This is a genomic window from Arthrobacter sp. Z1-9 (assembly GCF_054792695.1).
The window spans coordinates 3,872,269-3,889,530 of record NZ_CP096456.1 but is presented as its reverse complement, the minus strand read 5'-3'; the positions used below and the strand labels follow the sequence as shown (position 1 = coordinate 3,889,530).

At 66.6% G+C, this 17,262-nt stretch carries 15 protein-coding genes; 3 read left to right on the top strand and 12 right to left on the bottom strand.

Annotated elements, in window-relative coordinates:
- Positions 1–41: 41 nt before the first annotated feature.
- Positions 42–425 (bottom strand): YciI family protein, encoded by a 384-nt coding sequence (locus M1D93_RS17980; protein ID WP_461172813.1) that lies wholly within the window; start codon positions 423–425, stop codon positions 42–44.
- A 154-nt stretch (positions 426–579) separates the two neighbouring features.
- Between M1D93_RS17980 and clpB the strand changes: the two genes are divergently transcribed.
- Positions 580–3,237, top strand: a complete 2,658-nt coding sequence (clpB, locus tag M1D93_RS17975) for an ATP-dependent chaperone ClpB (RefSeq protein ID WP_461172812.1) — start codon at positions 580–582, stop codon at positions 3,235–3,237.
- Positions 3,238–3,281: 44 nt separating this feature from the next.
- Here the strand turns inward: clpB and M1D93_RS17970 are convergent, their stop codons facing one another.
- Positions 3,282–4,010, bottom strand: a complete 729-nt coding sequence (locus tag M1D93_RS17970; RefSeq protein WP_461172811.1) for a septum formation family protein — start codon at positions 4,008–4,010, stop codon at positions 3,282–3,284.
- 262 nt (positions 4,011–4,272) lie between these two features.
- Here M1D93_RS17970 and M1D93_RS17965 point away from each other — a divergent pair, with 262 nt between their 5' ends.
- Positions 4,273–4,506 (top strand): DUF3073 domain-containing protein, encoded by a 234-nt coding sequence (locus M1D93_RS17965; RefSeq protein WP_050053419.1) that lies wholly within the window; start codon positions 4,273–4,275, stop codon positions 4,504–4,506.
- 544 nt (positions 4,507–5,050) lie between these two features.
- Here M1D93_RS17965 and M1D93_RS17960 read toward each other — a convergent pair.
- From M1D93_RS17960 to uraD, 10 genes are all read right to left on the bottom strand, one after another.
- Complete coding sequence (locus tag M1D93_RS17960) at positions 5,051–6,844, bottom strand: ABC transporter permease subunit (protein ID WP_461172810.1); 1,794 nt, start codon at positions 6,842–6,844, stop codon at positions 5,051–5,053.
- Positions 6,841–8,406, bottom strand: a complete 1,566-nt coding sequence (locus M1D93_RS17955; protein ID WP_461172809.1) for an ABC transporter substrate-binding protein — start codon at positions 8,404–8,406, stop codon at positions 6,841–6,843. Before M1D93_RS17955 ends, M1D93_RS17960 begins: the two co-directional genes overlap by 4 nt.
- An 87-nt stretch (positions 8,407–8,493) precedes the next feature.
- Positions 8,494–9,762 carry an MFS transporter gene (locus M1D93_RS17950; protein WP_461172808.1) on the bottom strand — a complete coding sequence of 423 codons (1,269 nt, stop codon included), beginning with the start codon at positions 9,760–9,762 and terminating at the stop codon, positions 8,494–8,496.
- Positions 9,759–10,562 carry an ABC transporter ATP-binding protein gene (locus M1D93_RS17945; protein ID WP_461172807.1) on the bottom strand — a complete coding sequence of 268 codons (804 nt, stop codon included), beginning with the start codon at positions 10,560–10,562 and terminating at the stop codon, positions 9,759–9,761. Before M1D93_RS17945 ends, M1D93_RS17950 begins: the two co-directional genes overlap by 4 nt.
- Positions 10,559–11,356 (bottom strand): ATP-binding cassette domain-containing protein, encoded by a 798-nt coding sequence (locus tag M1D93_RS17940; RefSeq protein WP_461172806.1) that lies wholly within the window; start codon positions 11,354–11,356, stop codon positions 10,559–10,561. The genes M1D93_RS17945 and M1D93_RS17940 overlap by 4 nt, the downstream gene beginning before the upstream one ends.
- A 261-nt stretch (positions 11,357–11,617) precedes the next feature.
- Positions 11,618–12,778, bottom strand: a complete 1,161-nt coding sequence (gene purM, locus M1D93_RS17935) for a phosphoribosylformylglycinamidine cyclo-ligase (RefSeq protein WP_461172805.1) — start codon at positions 12,776–12,778, stop codon at positions 11,618–11,620.
- Positions 12,775–14,466, bottom strand: a complete 1,692-nt coding sequence (gene purF / locus M1D93_RS17930) for an amidophosphoribosyltransferase (protein ID WP_461172804.1) — start codon at positions 14,464–14,466, stop codon at positions 12,775–12,777. The genes purM and purF overlap by 4 nt, the downstream gene beginning before the upstream one ends.
- 59 nt (positions 14,467–14,525) lie before the next feature.
- Entirely contained in the window at positions 14,526–14,840 is a 315-nt protein-coding gene (locus M1D93_RS17925; protein ID WP_461172803.1) for a hypothetical protein, read from the bottom strand.
- A 90-nt stretch (positions 14,841–14,930) separates the two neighbouring features.
- On the bottom strand, positions 14,931–15,269 hold the full coding sequence (gene uraH / locus M1D93_RS17920; RefSeq protein WP_163165858.1) for a hydroxyisourate hydrolase: 339 nt from the start codon (positions 15,267–15,269) through the stop codon (positions 14,931–14,933).
- A complete protein-coding gene (gene uraD / locus M1D93_RS17915) occupies positions 15,266–15,763 on the bottom strand; it encodes a 2-oxo-4-hydroxy-4-carboxy-5-ureidoimidazoline decarboxylase (RefSeq protein ID WP_461172802.1) in 498 nt (165 codons plus the stop codon). The genes uraH and uraD overlap by 4 nt, the downstream gene beginning before the upstream one ends.
- A gap of 264 nt (positions 15,764–16,027) precedes the next feature.
- Here uraD and M1D93_RS17910 point away from each other — a divergent pair, with 264 nt between their 5' ends.
- The gene (locus tag M1D93_RS17910) at positions 16,028–17,260 is read left to right on the top strand and encodes a sensor histidine kinase (RefSeq protein WP_461172801.1); all 1,233 of its coding nucleotides are present in this window, start codon (positions 16,028–16,030) and stop codon (positions 17,258–17,260) included.
- The last annotated feature ends 2 nt before the right edge of the window (positions 17,261–17,262 follow it).

Here is a 17,262-nt window from a genome sequence, read left to right as displayed (position 1 = left end):
CATGACGGCGTTCTCCTGGCCAGTTGCACTAGCGCGGGCACCTACATCCCGGGCAGGTCCAGGGACTCGTAAACCTGGATAGTCGCCCCGGGCATCATGAGGTGCGGGTGCCCGTCGAGCAGTGCTTGGGCGCCGGCGAGGTCCTCGGCCTGGAGAATCCCATAACCGGCCACACCGGTGCTCGTGTCTGACGTGCCGGTCGCCGTGATTTCCTTCCCGGCCCCGAGCGGGTTTCCCATATCCACGAGGCCGTCACCGGCCCGCTCAGCCCATGCCATCCAGGCTTTCATACCCTCCTGGGCTGCCTCCGGCGAGCTTTCGGCCATTTGCGCCTGGGCCGATTGTGCCGCGAGGTAGAGAACAACGAACTTCTTCATGGCTTGTCCCGTCTGCCGTGCGCCGGCAGCTCCGTGCTCCCCGGTCACAAGGTGATCCTAGGGCGGATCGCCAACCTTGGAAACGGGGCAGGCGGGTGCATGCCGTGGTTCGCTGTGGGCAAACAGGAAATAAAAAGTACCCCGACCAAAGTTGAGCGTAGTAGACTCAACCTAAGACAACAGACCCCGAAAGGAGCTCTCATTGGACGTCAAATTCACCACCAAGAGCCAGGAGGCTCTTTCGGCTGCGGCCATGAACGCCTCCACGGCCGGTAATCCACAGGTGGAGCCGGCCCACCTGCTCAAGGCGCTGATGGACCAGCGGGAGGGCGTCGCGGTGGCGCTTCTCCGTGCCACCGGCGCAGACCCCGACGCCGTCAGCGTCCAGGCGAGCAGCGCCATCAAAGCACTGCCCGCCACGTCCGGCGCTTCCAGCCAGCAGGCCCAGCTGTCCCGGCCTGCCCTGCAGGCCATCCAGAACGCCAAGGAGGAAGCCGAGCGGCTGGGCGACACCTTCGTTTCCACCGAGGTGCTCCTCCTGGGGCTTTCGGCCGGCAGTGACCCCGCCGGTCGGTTGCTGCGCGACGCCGGTGCCTCCCATGAGGCCCTGCTCGCTGCCCTGCCGGGTGTCCGCGGTGACAAAAAAGTCACCAGCCCGGACCCGGAGAACACCTTCCAGTCCCTGGAGAAGTTCGGCACGGACCTCACCGCGATGGCCCGGTCCGGCAAGCTGGACCCGGTGATCGGCCGTGACACGGAAATCCGGCGGATCGTCCAGGTCCTGAGCCGCCGCACCAAGAACAACCCCGTGATTATTGGTGAGCCGGGCGTCGGTAAGACCGCCGTGGTGGAGGGCCTTGCCCAGCGCATCGTGGCCGGGGACGTGCCGGAAAGCCTCCGTGGCAAGACCCTGATCGCCCTGGACCTTGCCTCCATGGTGGCCGGCGCGAAGTACCGTGGCGAGTTCGAGGAACGCCTCAAGGCCGTCCTGGAGGAGATCAAGAACTCCGAAGGCCAGATCGTCACCTTCATTGACGAGATCCACACGGTGGTGGGTGCGGGTGCCACCGGCGAGTCCTCGATGGACGCGGGCAATATGCTCAAGCCCATGCTGGCCCGCGGCGAGCTGCGGCTGATCGGTGCCACCACCCTGGACGAGTACCGGGAGAACATCGAGAAGGACCCGGCGCTGGAGCGCCGCTTCCAGCAGGTCTACGTGGGGGAGCCCAGTGTCGAGGACACCATCGGCATTCTCCGCGGCCTGAAGGAGCGCTACGAGGCGCACCACAAGGTGGCTATCGCCGACTCTGCCCTGGTCGCCGCTGCAACCCTTTCCAACCGCTACATTTCCGGACGCCAGCTGCCGGACAAGGCCATCGACCTCGTCGATGAGGCCGCCTCCCGGCTGCGCATGGAGATCGACTCCGCTCCCGAGGAAATCGACCAGCTCCGCCGCGCCGTCGACCGTTTGACCATGGAGGAGCTGGCCCTGGAGGGCGAGACCGACGCTGCGTCGGTGGAGCGCCTCGCCGCGCTCCGTGCGGACAAGGCAGACAGGGAAGAGGAGCTCGCCGCCCTGAACGCCCGCTGGGAGGCCGAAAAGGCCGGCCTCAACCGGGTGGGTGACCTCAAGGCGAAGCTGGACGAACTGCGCTCCGCGTATGATATGGCTGCCCGTGAAGGCGACCTGGAGACAGCGTCCCGGATTCTCTACGGCGAGATCCCGGCCTTGGAGCGGGAGCTGAACGCCGCCGCGGAGGCCGAAGCCGCCGTCACGGACAAGTCCTCGCAGATGGTGGCCGAACAGGTGACCGCTGACGACATCGCCGAGGTCATCTCGGCCTGGACCGGCATTCCCGCCGGCCGGATGCTGCAGGGCGAAAGCCAGAAGCTGCTGCACATGGAGGAGGAGCTCGGGAAGCGGCTTATCGGCCAGAAGAAGGCTGTCACTGCAGTCTCGGATGCCGTCCGCCGCGCCCGCGCCGGCATCAGCGATCCCAACCGCCCCACCGGCTCGTTCCTCTTCCTGGGCCCCACCGGCGTCGGTAAGACCGAGCTCGCCAAGGCCCTGGCGGACTTCCTGTTCGACGACGAACGCGCCATGGTGCGGATTGACATGTCCGAGTACGGCGAGAAGCATTCCGTGGCGCGGCTCGTGGGTGCCCCTCCGGGATACGTGGGCTACGAGGAGGGCGGCCAACTCACCGAGGCTGTGCGCCGCCGCCCCTACTCGGTGATCCTGCTGGACGAGGTGGAGAAGGCCCATCCCGAGGTCTTCGACATCCTCCTGCAGGTGCTCGACGACGGCCGCCTCACCGACGGCCAGGGCCGCACCGTGGACTTCCGCAACGCGATCCTGGTGCTGACGTCCAACCTGGGCAGCCAGTTCCTGGTGGACCCCTCGCTGGATGCCGAGGCCAAGCGGAACGCGGTGATGGCCACCGTTAATGCCTCCTTCAAGCCCGAGTTCCTGAACCGGCTGGACGAAGTGGTGCTGTTCGATCCGCTGTCAGTGGAAGAGCTCGCCCGCATCGTTGAACTGCAGGTGGCCGAACTTGGCCGGAGGCTGCACGAGCGCCGGCTGACCCTGGACGTCACCGAGGGCGCCCGTGCCTGGCTCGCCATGTCCGGCTTCGATTCCGCCTACGGTGCCCGGCCCCTCCGCCGGCTGGTCCAGCGGGAGATTGGCGACCGCCTCGCCAAGGCCATCCTGTCCGGCGAGATCGCTGACGGGGACACCGTGCTGGTGGACACCGCCACCGACGTCAATGAACTCACCATTGAAGGGCTGGAAGCCCTCGCCGGGCCTAACGGCGCTGCTGGCCCCGGGACCGGGCTGGTGGTCCGGCGGAAGGACTAATCTGCCGGTTTGCTGTGAAGCGTGCTGCCCTGCCGCCGAAGGCGCTAGGGCAGCACGCTCGCGTTAACGTTGTTGCCGGCGGGGGAGGTCACGTAGCAGTCCAGTCTGCGGTCCCCGGCGTCCCAGCTTGTGGAGCTGGGAAAGCTGCGCTCGAAATTCAGTGTGTACTGGTTCGCGGCCGGGCCAAGTTTTGCGGCCTGGCATGCTTCCAGGGCTTTGGCCTTAAGTGCCTCCGCGCCCGGGTAGGACTCGCCTTCCGGGTAGCGGAACAGGGCAACCAGCTGTGCGGAATGGCCGGTGTCGCAAGGCACAATGGCGGATCTCAGCGCCTCCGGGTCAAAGTCCTTGAAGCAGTCGCCCAGGGCATAGCTTGCCGGTTCGGCCTCGCGGGGCAGTGGCAGGGGAGTGGCCGGGGGTGTGACGGAAGTTTCCAGGTTCCCGGGAACCGCCCCTGCTGAAGCCTCCTGGTCGCCGTTGGTGTTCAGCCACATGGCAAGCCACACCAGTGAGCCGATGACTGCCAGGAGGACGACGACGAAGAACGCCTTCCACAGCGTCCGCTGGTTGACGCTGCCGCGGCCGGCTTCCGGTCCGTGCGGGAAAGCTGAGTGGTCCTGCTCCAATCCCTCGCCCTGGTCCCGTACCTGGCCGGTGCTGGCTGCCGGGGCCTCGGCTGCCGGCACTCCGTATTCGGCCGCGGGAACGGCGGGCAGGCCAGGGGTGGGCGCAGAGCCGGGTTTAGGCGGAACGTCATGGTGGTTCACTGCGTGCATCCTCCTGCGTTTTCTCCGCACGGGCAGCGGGATTCCCGGCCCGTATCAGTACCTGCTGAGTTGACTCTACCGAAGAAAAAAGCCGGGTTCTGGCCTTGGAAGGGCAGGAACGGTGCTGGCCGTGACCGCCGGAGCTGCTGGTGGCAAGCAGGCCCCGCCGAAAGCATGTAATCTAGGTGTACGACAAATTGACCAAACATTCCGGGGCCTCACCTACGCCAAGGTGACCACCTCCGGTCCAAGTACAAAAGGGGGTCACGCCATGGGGCGCGGCCGTCAAAAGGCAAAAGCTACCAAGCAGGCTCGGGATATCAAGTACTATTCCCCGAACACTGACTACTCGGCACTTCAGCGTGAGCTGACGGGTCCAGGCAGTCGTGCCACGAGCCATTATGCGAATGAGCCGGTCGAACCTGACTATTCGGCTTATGTGGACAAGTACGCGGATGATTTGGAAGAAGACGACGACGAGGTGGACACCCGTCGGATCGGCTAGTTGTCGCAAGGTGCTGTTGCCGTAACCGGACAGTCCTGTGACGCCGCAGCACGAACGGATGCAGCAGGCACTTCTGCGGTCTCCAGCTTTTTGTGCAGCGCTTCTTTTTTGGCACCCTGATCCAGCGGGTCATAGGTGCTGACACAGTTATTGAGCCCGCTGCCCGCGCCCGAATTCCGGCGCAGGCAGCGGGCTTTTTGTTGTCTCTGGGTGGCGCCGGCTCCGGTCCAACGCCCCATCACGTCCTGCCTCGAATCCCCGAACGCCCCATCACGTCCTGCCTCAAATCCCCGAACGCCCCATCACGTCCTGTGTCCACGTGTAGCCGGGGACCCGCGCAGATTACCGGCGGGCAGCACCGCCGCCGGACCTGCCCCGGGAGGTGGTGGAGCGTTCCGGTTGAAGCCCCCGGAGGTGATGGGGCGTTCCGGTGAGGGTCTGCAGGACGTGATGGAGCGTTCCGGTGAGGGTCTGCAGGACGTGATGGAGCGTTCCGGCTAGGGTCTGCAGGAGGTGATGGGGCGTCGAGGGCAGCTAAGCCGGGCTAGGCCGTTTTTGCGGTTTCCGATGCCGTCGCGGTGTTGGCGGCAGTGCGTTTCCCCCTCCCGTATCGTGCCGCCCCGGAGCTGCTCGTGCCCGCGAGGCTCACGGCCAGGACCGAGGCCAGGACCAGTGCGGATGCCGGCGCCAAGACCGCCCAGGGTGCCCGCTCAACGTAGCCGATGCCCTCGGCCAAAATAAGACCCCACTCCGGTGACGGCTGTTGCGGGCCAAGCCCCAGGAAGCCGAGCGCCGCGAGGGCGAGGGCGACTCCCGGCAGGCGGAGCATTGCGTGGCGCAGGAGCGGCCGTGCCACCGCCGGCAGGACGTAGCGGAGCATGATGCGGGCCTTTCCTACCCCCAGCACCGGGAGGATCTGCACGTACGGTTGTGCCCGGGCCTCTTGGGCAAGGGCGGCAGTATGGGCGGCAAGGGGCGCCCAACTCACGGCTGCCACGGCCACGGCGGCGCCCTGGGCGGACGGCCCGGTCATGGCTGCGACAACCAGTCCGGCGAGGATGGGCGGCGCGGCGTTGGCCACCTCGAGCGGCCCGGTGGCAGCCAAGGGGAAGAGGCCGACGACGATTCCCACGGCCAGGCAGACCAGCACCACTGCCAGCGCAATACCCAGCGTCCCCACGGCGCCATGCCCCACCCTGGCCAGGAGGTCACGCCCGCTGGCGTCCGCCCCGAAGGGCAGCGACCAGGCGGGCGCTGCCAGCCTTGGGTGTGCTGAGGTGTAGGGGTCGCGGAGCAGCCCGGACCCGATGATGAGCAGCAAGGTGCCGGCGGCAACTGCCGGCACGGCCAGACGGCGCCTCCCCGAACCCGGGGGCTCCGCAAGCGAAAGCGTGCCGAAGCGGACCGCAGGCCCAATAAGCAGGTACCGCGCCGCCGTCGTCAGCGTACCCACCAGCAGGGCCAGCCCCATCAGCGCCAGCATGCCGGCCTGAAGGGTGGGAATGTCCTGGGCGCTGGCCGCTCCCAGCAGCGCCCGGCCGAGCCCCGGAATGGCGTACACCTTTTCCACCGCGACGGCTCCGCCGGTCAGGCCGATGAGGATCAGCGCCATCTGCGGCAACACTGCAGGCAGTGCGCGACGCAGTACCGCTCGCGTAAGCTGAGCGTGCCCGGCACCGGCCAGCCGCCACGTGGCCACCCATTTTTCCCCGAAGGCGGCGCGAATGGCGTCGGACAACAGCAGCCCCGTCAGGCCGCCCGCCGGGATGCCAAGGGCGAGGGCCGGCAGGACGGCATGCTCCGGGCCCTTCCAGCCGAACGGCGGAAACCACTGGAGCCAGACGCCCCCCACCACCAGCAGCATGGCCGAAAGCAGGAACTCCGGCAGGGAGGTGAGCGCAGCAGGCAGGGCGCCGGACGCCTGCCCGCTCCGCTGCCGAAGCCCGTTCAATACTGCGGGCACGCAGATCAGCAGGACAATGATTGCCGCTGCCGCAATGGCAAAACCCATCAGGGTCACCGAAACGCCCAACGCGGCTCCGATGCCGGGGCCCACAGGAGTGCTGCTGATCCAGGATGTGCCGAGGTCCCCGGCGAAGACGCGTTGAACCCAGGACATGAACATGGCCAGTGGGCCCTCCTCGAGCCCGAGTTCGGCCCGGATGGCAGCCAGGGCTTCCGGGGTAGGTTCGCGGTCCGAGTACCTGGCACGGAGGATGGTGTACTCAGCTCCACGGCCCGAGAGCCACGGCATCATCCCGATCAGCACCACCAGTCCAAGGAGGGCGACGGTCCGCGACGCGGTAACTTTTAGGAGCGCCGTACCGGTGGGCGTCACTTCGCGGCGCCTGTACTGCCGGTATTCCCCGTCCTGCTGTTGATCCCCGTCTTGTTAGTCACCAGGGCACGCTCACGCGGATCCCGCTCCACATTACGCACGCGGCCGGATTCGCCCTGGATGACGCGTTCATGGAGCAGCGGGATGGCCGCGTCCCGGGCCAGGATGAGTCTTTCGGCGGCGGCGATTGCGGCGCGGCGTTCCGGGCCCGCGGGGATGCCTGCGGCTTTGGCCAGTGCTTCGTCTACAGTCGGATCGCAGAACTGGGAGATGTTGAACGAACCGGCGCAGGAGAAGTCGCTGTAAAGGTAGGCAACGGGGTCGCCGGAATCCAGCACTGTGGCGCGGGAGAGGATGAAGGCGTCAAACTTTCCGGCCAGCGCGTCGGCCTCGATGTGCTGGTACTCGCGAACGTCCTGTTCCACCGTAAAGCCCGCGGCTTCCAGCTGCTGCTCCAGCTGAACCGCAACTTCAGGCAGCTCGGCGCGGTCCGTGAACGTTCCAAGCCGGATGGGAGTCCCCTTGACGGCGGTTGCGGCCACGCGGGTGGCCAGGGCAGCGGTGTAGCCGTCGCTGCTCCGCTCATCCGCCGCCCACGGAAGGGCCGGGCCGAGCAGTCCCGCGGCCTTGTCTGCGCGCCCCTCGTAGACATTGTCCACAATGGTGCCGGCATCAATCGCGCCGCGGGCTGCGGCGCGGACGGCGGGATCAGCGAAGGGACCCGCCGCCGTGTTGAGGTACAGCGTGTTGGTGCGCGGCATCGGCACTTCGTGCACCAGAGCCGGGTCGATCCTGGCGGCCTGGCCCACCGGGATGGCTTCCACGATGTCCGCGTCACCGGTCCGCAGGGCAGCTGCCCGCGCGGTTCCGTCCGGCACGAACTGGACATCGACGCCGTCGGCCTCGGCTTTGTCGCCCCAGTACCCCTCGAAGCGGTCCAGCCGCGCGGACGAGGTGCCTTCCACTGAGACCAACCGGTAGGGTCCCGTACCGGCATTGGCCGGATTCACCACTCCACCCTCCTTGTATGCGGTGGCGGCAAGGATAGCCAGCTGAGGACTGGACAACCGCTGGGGCAGGAGGGGGTCCGGTGTGGCGGTCCTGACGATCACAGCTCCGGGACCGTCAGCGTGGGCGGTCAGCGACACGCCGTCCAGGATCCTCGGTTTTGGGCTTGCCTTGACCGCGGCGGAGAGGGAGGCAACAACTTCCCTTGACGTCAGGGCCGTACCATCGTGGAATTCGACGCCATCCCGCAGGGTGAAGCGCCAGGAGGTCTGGTCAACCTGCTGCCAGTCTGTGGCCAGTGCAGGCTCCGCTTCCCCGAGACCGTCCAGCACCACCAGGGTCTCGGCGGTCTGCCACCGCGACAACTTGAAGGCGTCGTCACTCAGCGGGGACATCCCGGACCGGGGCGGCTGGAGCATGGCCAGCTTGATCCGGCCGGTACTGTCGCCGTCTTCTGCCGCTTGCTCGCCACCGGCGAAACATCCGGTCAGGCCGGCGGCGAGCAGCAGTGCGGAAAGGGTAGTAAAGCCTGTTCTTGGCCGGATTTTGGGCACGTTAGTTACCTGTTTCGCATATCGATGGTGCAGGAAAATGGCCGGTACCCGGCTGGGTCTGGCCTTTGCGTGTTTTACGTTTGGGGTTTAGCGTTTGGCAGGCAGGAGCCGTGAAAGTCCGACGGCGGGAATCACCGTGAGTGCCGCCATCACCGCCCAAGGCCAAACTGCGTCAGGTCCGGGCTGGGTCGCCCCTGAGTAAAGCGGTCCGAGGACAACGTTGCCGAGCAGCACGGCGCAGCCGCCCATGCTCGCCAGGAGGCCGTAATAAACCCCGGTCCGTTTGCCGCGGGCGAAGTCCAGGACCAGCGGCATGGCCACCGGCCCGATGCACATGTGCCCCAGGCATAGCCCCACCACGAGCAGCAGCGGCGGCAGGAGTTGCAGTGTGCCGGCTGCCGGGAACTGGGCAAGCAGGGCCATGGTGGCGAAGGCCAAACCCTTAAGGAGGAAGCCTGCCGTCAGGGCCCGGCCTGGTCCCACTCGGGTTGTCAGCCGGGAGATGGGCCATTGCAGGGCAACGGTGAGGACCGAAGCGACGGCAAACAATCCGGCCAAAGCCTCGGGGCCCGCACCGCTCCTGGTCAACTCGATGGGAAGGCCGAAGTAGAGCTGGTTATAGGCCAGCAGGTTCACGCTGTAGAGGGCAGCAAAGGCCACAAAGCGCTTGTCCCGCAGCATCACCTTGATCCCCTCGCCTCCAGCTTCTGAGGAAGGCCGGTTGGAGGAATCCGGCTTGCTTCGCGCCAGGTCCGGGGCTCCGGCGGGCACGCCGTGCCACAGCACCCCGGTCATCACGGCAAAGACCGCCGCTCCGGCCAGCGCGGCCCAGGTGAAGGAGACACCGAGCAACAGGGCGCCCGCCAGCGGTCCGGCCACGGCCCCGATCTCGCCGCAGATGGCGAGGAGCGCAAAAAGTGCCGGCGCCTTCCCACTGGTGTTCCGCCGTCGTTCTTCTGCCTGAGCCACCAGGGACTCCAGGGCGGGCGAGAACAGCGCACCGCCCATCCCGGTGAGGACGGCGCCGAGGAGGAACAGCGGAAAGCTGCCGGCCATCGCCAGGGTGAGGTAGCCGCAGATACGGACCAGGCAGCCCACCAGTATGGCGCGCCGTGGCCCAAAACGGTCCGTGATCCAGCCACCCGCCAGGAAAAGCCCCTGCTGGCTGAAGACGCGGGCGCCCAAAACCACGCCCACCGCTGTGGCCGTCATGCCGAAGTCCCGGGTCATCACCAGTGCGAGGAACGGCACCACGGCGTAGAAGCCGATGTTGAAAACGAGTTGGCTGGCGAGCAGGAGACCCGGGGCCGGGCCGGGGTTCGTTGCTGTCCGTTTGGGAGCGTTGAGGGCGGTCACAGGGCAACCGCCTGGAGGGGGCCGGGGAGCTGTTGGCCCCGCGACGCCTGCACAAGGGCGACGGCGGCCGGGCTGGCGGGGTGCTCCAGCACCTGGTCCGTAGGCGCCTGCTCCACGATGCGGCCCTCGGAAAGCACTGCCGTGGTGCCGCACATCCTGGCGGCGGTGGCCAGGTCGTGGGTGACCAGGAGCATGCCCAGGCCCTCCTCCCGCACCAGCGTGTCCAGCAGTAAAAGAACCGTATCCCGCAGGGGGAGGTCCAGGCCGCTGACAGGCTCGTCGGCCAGCAGGTAGGCGGGGGAGACCACCAGCGCGCGGGCGATGGCCACCCTCTGGTTCTGGCCGCCGGACAGCTCGCCGGGCCGGCACTCCATCAGTCCGGCCGGCACCTCGACCCGCTCCAACGCCTGGCCCATCAGCTCGCGGTGGTTTCCTTCCACCCGGAGCTGCCGAAGCGGCTCCATCAGCAGCTGGGAAATGGTCATCCTCGGATCCAGGCTTCCGGCCGGGTTCTGTGGAATGTACTGCACCGCGCGGCGGTACCAGCGAAGGACCCGGGCGGAGCCGGGCGCCACTTCCCGCGCGGCGAGTTTCACGGTGCCGGCCAAGGGCTTTTCCAAGGCGAGCAGAATCCGCACGAGGGTGGACTTGCCGGACCCAGAACTTCCCACCAGGGCGGTGCTGGTGCCGGGTGAGAGGCGGAGGCTGACGTTTCGGAGCGTTTCGACGGGCTGCTTGTTGCGGAATCCGCGCGTGGGATAGGCGAAGGAGATGCCCTCCGCGGCCAGGGTGCCGGTCACGCTGCCACCGCTGTTCCTGCACCCGCCGGCGGCAGCGCTGCACCTGAGCCCGCTTCGACCAGGCGACGCGTGTAGGGATGGCGCGGGTTCCGCAGGAGCTGTGTCATCGGTGCTTCCTCGACTATCCTGCCACCCTCCAGCACGAGTGCGCGGGTGCACAGCGAGGCGGCAGCCGACAGGTCGTGCGTGATGAAGAGGAGGCTGCGGCCTTCGTCTGCCCACGCGCGAAGAGTCGATAGCACCTTGAGTTGGGTCACGGCGTCCAGCGCGGTGGTGGGTTCGTCTGCCACCAGGACCTCCGTGCGGCAGGCCAATGCCAGGGCGATGCAGACTCTCTGCAGCTGCCCGCCGGAGAGTTCGCCGGTGTACCGGGGCAAAATCGCTGCAGGGTCCTCGATCCCGGCCTGGGCCAGCAGGAGCGCCGCCTCGCCCAGGGCTTCATTGCGGCTGAGCCCTGCCCGGCGGAGCGGGATCATCAGCTGCTTGCCCACCGGCACCAGCGGATTCAGGGAGGTCTGAGGATCTTGGCTGATCAACGCGGCGCCGGCATTGCCCGCCGCGCTTCCGCAGTCCCCTGGCCGGGAAGCAGTCCCAAACGAAATTTCCCCGCTCGCTGTGATTCCTTCCGGCACTGTCCCGGTGAGGGCGGAGGCTGTCAGCGACTTTCCGGATCCTGAGGCTCCCAGAAGCGCAACGCTCTCAGCCCACTGGATGGAGAACGTCAGGGGGTGCACCAACTGGCGCCCGGCGTGCGAGAGCACGAGGTTCTTCACGGACAGGGCGGGTGCAGGCATCGGAACGTCGTTTCGTGGCAGGACTTCGGGAACGAGTTCATCCTAACAAGAATGGTTCTCAATTACGCAAACTAGGGTCAGGTGGCTGTAACTCTGGTTGAATCCCATGTTGCCTGCGGGAGGTGGTGGAGCGTTGGGGTTTTGCCTGCAGGAGGTGATGGCGGGTTGCCGGATGTTTGGCAGGAGGTGATGGCGGGTTCAGGATCTTGGCACAAAAAAGCCGGCGGATGCACAAGGCACCCGCCGGCTTCTCAAAAGATCCTAGGCGTAGGCGTTGACCAGGCGCACCGCGCCGCCGTCCACGCCCTTGGCGCCCTGTACGTAATCCGGGCCGGACTTGAGAATTGAGTCGGAATCCTGGGTAACAGTGCCCATGATCCATGACGGCAGGCCACGGTCGTTGAGGCGGGAGACAGCAGCATCAGCAACATCGGCGGACACGATGGCCACCATGCCGACGCCCAGGTTCAGGGTGCGCTCCAGGTCTGCCAGCGGCACGTTGCCCAGTTCGGACACCAGCTTGAAAATGGCCGGCAGCTCCCAGGTGGAGCGGTCGACGGTGGCCACCAGGCCCTGGGGGAGTACGCGGGCCAGGTTGGCGGCCAGGCCGCCGCCCGTCACGTGGCTGAAGCCATGGACAGCAGATTCACCGGTCACGGGGAAGGTGCGGGCCAGGTCCAGGCAGTCCGCCGCGTAGACGCGGGTGGGCTCCAGGAGTTCCTCGCCGAGGGTGCGGCCCAGTTCGGAGACCTGGCGGTCCAGCGCCCAGCCGGCGTGGTTGATTACGCGGCGCACCAGGGAGTAGCCGTTGGAGTGCAGGCCGGAAGATGCCATGCCGATCACGACGTCGCCGGCGCGGACGCGCTCCGGTCCAAGGAGGTGGTCGGCCTCGATGACGCCGGTGGCTGCGCCGGCCACGTCGTATTCGTGCTCACCCAGCAGGCCGGGGTGCTCCGCGGTCTCGCCGCCCACCAGTGCCGTGCCGGCCACGGAGCATGCTGCTGCGATGCCGCGCACAATGTCGGCGATGCGCTCGGGCACCACCTTGCCGCAGGCGATGTAGTCCGTCATGAACAGCGGCTCTGCGCCCACCACCACGATGTCGTCAACCACCATGCCCACCAGGTCGAAGCCGATGGTGTCGTGGATATCCATGGCCTGGGCGATGGCCACCTTGGTGCCTACGCCGTCGGTGGAGGTGGCCAGCAGCGGTTTTTTGTAGGTGAGGAGCCTGGAGACGTCGTAGAGGCCGGCGAAGCCGCCCACCCCGCCAAGCACCGAGGAGTTGTGGGTGGCCTTGATGGCACCCTTCATGAGCTCGACGGCGCGGTCGCCGGCTTCAACGTCGACGCCCGCGGAGGCGTAGGTGATGCCGGCAGTGTTCCCGGCGGTATTGCCGGAGGCGGGGGCAGCGGAAGTCATACGGACTCTTTCTTGTCAGCGTCGGGGGTGGTGACTGCGTGATGAATCTCTGGCACAAGGTCGGCTTCGGTCAGCAGGTTCTCAAACTCCGAGTCCGGTCCGGGATCGCAGCCCGTGGCGCCGGACTTTTCCGCCGGGTCCACTGCAGGGTCGATTGCAGGGTCCACGGCAAGGGCCGCGGTCCGGCCCGGAAGGGCGGACGGCGAGGGCTTCAGGCCGCCGAGGTCCGTGCGTTCCAGCAGGTTCTTGCCCAGCTTGTCCGAGCCCGGAAGCTCGATGGGGTATTTGCCCGTGAAGCATGCGGTGCACAGGCGCTCCCGCGGCTGCCGGGTGGCGCCGATCATCCCATCCTCGGAGATGTACGCCAGGGAGTCCGCGCCGATGGCCTGCGAGATTTCCTCGATGGTGGCACCGTTGGCAATGAGTTCGGCACGGGAGGCGAAGTCGATGCCGTAGAAGCAGGGCCACTGCACGGGCGGGGAGGAGATCTTGACGTGGACTGCGGCGGCACCGGCTTCGCGGAGCATCCGGACGATGGCGCGCTGGGTGTTGCCGCGGACGATCGAGTCATCCACCACCACCACGCGCTTGCCGCGGATCACGGATTCGAGGGCGTTGAGCTTGAGCCGGATACCCAGCTGGCGCAGCGTCTGCGACGGCTGGATGAAGGTTCGGCCAACATAGGAATTCTTGACGAAGCCGTGGGCGAACGGGATGCCGGATTCCTCGGCGTAGCCCACGGCGGCAGGGGTGCCGGATTCCGGAACGGGAATAACGATGTCCGCTACCTGCGTGTTTTCGCGGGCCAGCTGGCGGCCCATCTCCACCCGGGACTCGTACACGGAGCGGCCCGCGATGGCGGCATCCGGACGCGCAAGGTAGACGTACTCGAAAACGCAACCGGCCGGCGTCGGCTCCGCAAAACGCTGGGAACGCACGCCCTGCTCGTCGATGGCGATGAATTCGCCCGGCTCGATCTCGCGGATGAAGCTGGCGCCAACGGTGGCGAGTGCCGACTGTTCGGACGCGACAACCCAGCCGCGTTCCAGCCGGCCCAGGACCAGGGGGCGGATGCCGAAGGTATCGCGCGCGGCGTAGAGGGTGCCTTCGTCCATAAAGACAAAGCAGAAGCCGCCCTTGATCTTGGGCAGGAGTTCGATGGCAGTCGCTTCAAGGGACTTGCCCGGCTCGCCCTCCAGGAGGGCTGTGACCAGGGCGGTGTCCGAGGTGTTGCCCTGCTTCATCTCGCCGGTGAGCTGGCCGCCGTTGCGTTCCTGGATCATGGCGTTGAGCTCGGCCGTGTTGGTGAGGTTGCCGTTGTGTGCCAGGGCTACCGTTCCAGTGCTGGTGGCACCGAGGGTGGGCTGGGCGTTGGCCCAGTGGCTGGCTCCGGTGGTGGAGTAGCGGCAGTGGCCCACTGCAAGGTGCCCGGTGAGGGTGTTCAGGGTGGTCTCGTCGAAGACCTGGGAAACGAGTCCCATGTCCTTGTAGACGTTGATCCGGTTGCCGTCGCTGGTGGCTATACCAGCCGACTCCTGACCGCGGTGCTGCAGTGCATACAGCCCGTAATAGGTTAGTTTTGCTACTTCTTCACCTGGTGCCCAGACTCCGAAAACGCCACAGGCGTCCTGCGGGCCTTTTTCGCCGGGGAGAAGATCATGGGAAAGTTTTCCATCGCCGCGTGCCACTGGTCGATTATCTCACGACATGGGGTAAGACTTTTCCGGCCGCCCGTTTATGACCGGGGCTAGGGGCGGGAATCCGTATCCGGGTCGGAGTCCGGGATGGACTCCACGACGGCCCGCTGCTGCCGCTTGACGCTGCGCCGGTCCAAAATCAGCGCCAAAATGGCTCCCAGAACCGCGCCGCCGGCGGCGAACAGCACCAGGAAGAATCCGAAGACGGAGCCGGCGTCGAAGCTCGGCGTTTCCGGCAGTCCGTAGGCCACCACTGCCGCAGCGGCAATGCCCACCAGTGCGCCCAGAATCAGGAACGGGACGTACTTGGGCGCGCGGCGGACGGTAATGTCGCGGCGCTCGGTGGGGGGGTGTTCAGAAGCCATGCATCAAGCCTACATTTCCGCCGTTGCCCTATCACTTACGGTTGCCAAAACGCCGGAATGGGGACCATAAGTGATAGGGCAACGAGGCGGTCAGCTGCCGCGGTAGGTGGAGTATGCGAACGGGCTGAGCAGGAGGGGGACGTGGTAGTGCTCGGGGCCAGTGACTTCAAACACCAGGTCCACCTCCGGGAAGAACGTGGCGGTCTGCAGGCCCGCGTAGTAGCTCCCGGTGGCAAAGTTGAGCTTGTAGTGTCCGGGTTCCAGCTGCTCCGGGCCCAGGTCCTTCGCCCGGCCGTCGGCGTCCGTAGTGGAGCCGGCAAGTTCCTGCCAGCTGCCGCCGTCGTTTTTGTAGAGCACGACGGCGACCCCCGCCGCCGGACGTCCGGCGCCGGTGTCGAGGATGTGAGTGGTGACGTGGGAGACGCTCATTCGGTAATCAGTCCTTCGAGCCGCAGGACGGCAATCTCGCGCAGCTGCTGGGCCACGATGGTGTCTTCCTCGGCTGGGGAGTTTTCCAGCCGCTCCTTCAGGGACTGCAGGATTTCGGGGGCGGTGCGGCCGGCTGCGCGGATCAGGAACACCCGGCCGAACTTCTCTTCGTACTCCCTGTTTCCCCGGGCCAAAGCCTCTGCCAGCGCGGTGTCCGCCGGGTCCACCCCGGCCTGCTCGGAACGGGACATGGACGCTTCGGCGGTGGCCGCCGTCGGCCGTTCGCCGATCCGCGGGTGGTGCGCCATGGCAGACTCAACCTCGTCAGACGTGAAGGGGTGGGCCGCTTCGGAAGCGAAAGCGAGCAGGGCTTCCTTGGTGGGGAAAGGCCGGGCTGCGGCAACGGTGTCCACCCAGCGCTGGACGTCGATGCAGGGCCTGAGGGTTTCCGCAGCCCTTGCGGGGTCCGCGGTATTGAATTCGGCAAGCTTCATGCTGGCTGGTTCCTCGGTGACAAATGCTGGCATCCATGGTGACGGCTATGCGGAAGCCGGATTCCCGGCACCCAAGCCGCAGCAAAACCGGCTTCGAGCTTCCGCATCATGGAACTGTTATTTCAGCATACGTAATATTGAAGTGGAGCATCGGGGTAGTGTCAAGAGACTACCTCAGCTCCCACGCCGAGCCGGTATCATCACGGAGGAGCATTGGGCTGCTGTTGAGAACGTGGGGAAACCAAAATTATGGACGGGACGGCTATGCAGACGCTGACCGATCAGGATCCGCGGGACCTTGACCTGCGGGATTATGGGCTGCTCCCGGACGCTGCCGGACAGATTCCGGAGCTGGTTGACGAACAGGCCCGTGGTGCCCTCAACAACCTGGTGCGCCTGGCCGCCTCGCTCTGCGGGGTGCCCTATAGCGTGGTCAACATCATCACGTCCAGCCACCAGCTGCAGATCGCCGCCTCCGGGACCGATGCCGGCATTTGCTCCCGCGAGGACTCCATGTGCGCCAGCGTCTTTCTTGAACCAGGAACAACAGTGGTGCGGGATGCCTCGCAGGACCCGCGCTTTGCCGCAAACCCGTTTGTGACAGGTGAGATAGCCGACGTCCGCTTCTACGCCTCTGTGCCGCTAAGGACCGCCAGCGGACTGGTGCTCGGCTCGCTGTGCGTGTTCTCCGAGGGCGCCGAACTTCCCAGGCGCGAGCAGCTTGATGTGCTGGAGGTGCTGGCGCAGCAGGTGGTGGAGCTTCTCGAACTGCAGCACCGCACGCTGCAGCTCAATGAGGCCCTGGCTGAGCTGGAGCGCAGCAATGCGATGCTGGCCGAGTTTGCCGGCCGCGTGAGCCACGACCTCCGTGCACCGCTTACCACCATCCTTGGTTATGTGGAGCTGGCCGAGGATGATCCCGAGATTCCCCAGGACCATCCGGTGAAGGAGTACCTGCAGCTCATCGGCAGCGGCGGGCAGCGGATGCTGGGCACCCTGCAGGATGTGCTGGACTACTCCCGGGCAGACGGGCAGCTGAACCGCGAACGGGTGTCACTGCTGGCCGTGACGGCAGAGGCGGCCCAGGACCTCGGTGTAAGCCTGGGTCTGGGCAGCGGCATCCTGTGCGAGGATGCCGAGCTGTATGCCGACCGCTCACAGCTGCGCACCATGGTGCAGAACCTGCTCGCCAACTCCCTCAACTACCGGGACCCCCAGCGGGACCTTCAAGTGGCTGTGACCGCCACTAGCTGCCCCCGGGGACTCACCGTCCACGTCGCCGACAACGGCAAGGGCATCCTCTCCGCCGACCGCCCCAGGGCCATGGAGCCTCTGGTGCGGCTGAACCGGCCCGGCGACGGTCCCGGGACAGGGCTGGGTTTGGCCACGTGCCGCCGGATTGCGCAGGCGCACGGTGGAGAGCTCGCCATCAGTGACACTCCGGGCGGCGGGGCCACGGTTTCGGTGACGTTCCCGCACCCGTCCAGCCCGTCCTGAGG

Bases quoted from the DNA above. Each gene is read 5' to 3' on its own strand.
- M1D93_RS17970 (WP_461172811.1), bottom strand. From the start codon at position 4,010: ATGCACGCAGTGAACCACCATGACGTTCCGCCTAAACCCGGCTCTGCG.
- M1D93_RS17965 (WP_050053419.1), top strand. From the start codon at position 4,273: ATGGGGCGCGGCCGTCAAAAGGCAAAAGCTACCAAGCAGGCTCGGGAT.
- M1D93_RS17940 (WP_461172806.1), bottom strand. From the start codon at position 11,356: ATGCCTGCACCCGCCCTGTCCGTGAAGAACCTCGTGCTCTCGCACGCC.
- purM (WP_461172805.1), bottom strand. From the start codon at position 12,778: ATGACTTCCGCTGCCCCCGCCTCCGGCAATACCGCCGGGAACACTGCC.
- M1D93_RS17925 (WP_461172803.1), bottom strand. From the start codon at position 14,840: ATGGCTTCTGAACACCCCCCCACCGAGCGCCGCGACATTACCGTCCGC.
- uraH (WP_163165858.1), bottom strand. From the start codon at position 15,269: ATGAGCGTCTCCCACGTCACCACTCACATCCTCGACACCGGCGCCGGA.
- uraD (WP_461172802.1), bottom strand. From the start codon at position 15,763: ATGAAGCTTGCCGAATTCAATACCGCGGACCCCGCAAGGGCTGCGGAA.
- M1D93_RS17910 (WP_461172801.1), top strand. From the start codon at position 16,028: ATGCAGACGCTGACCGATCAGGATCCGCGGGACCTTGACCTGCGGGAT.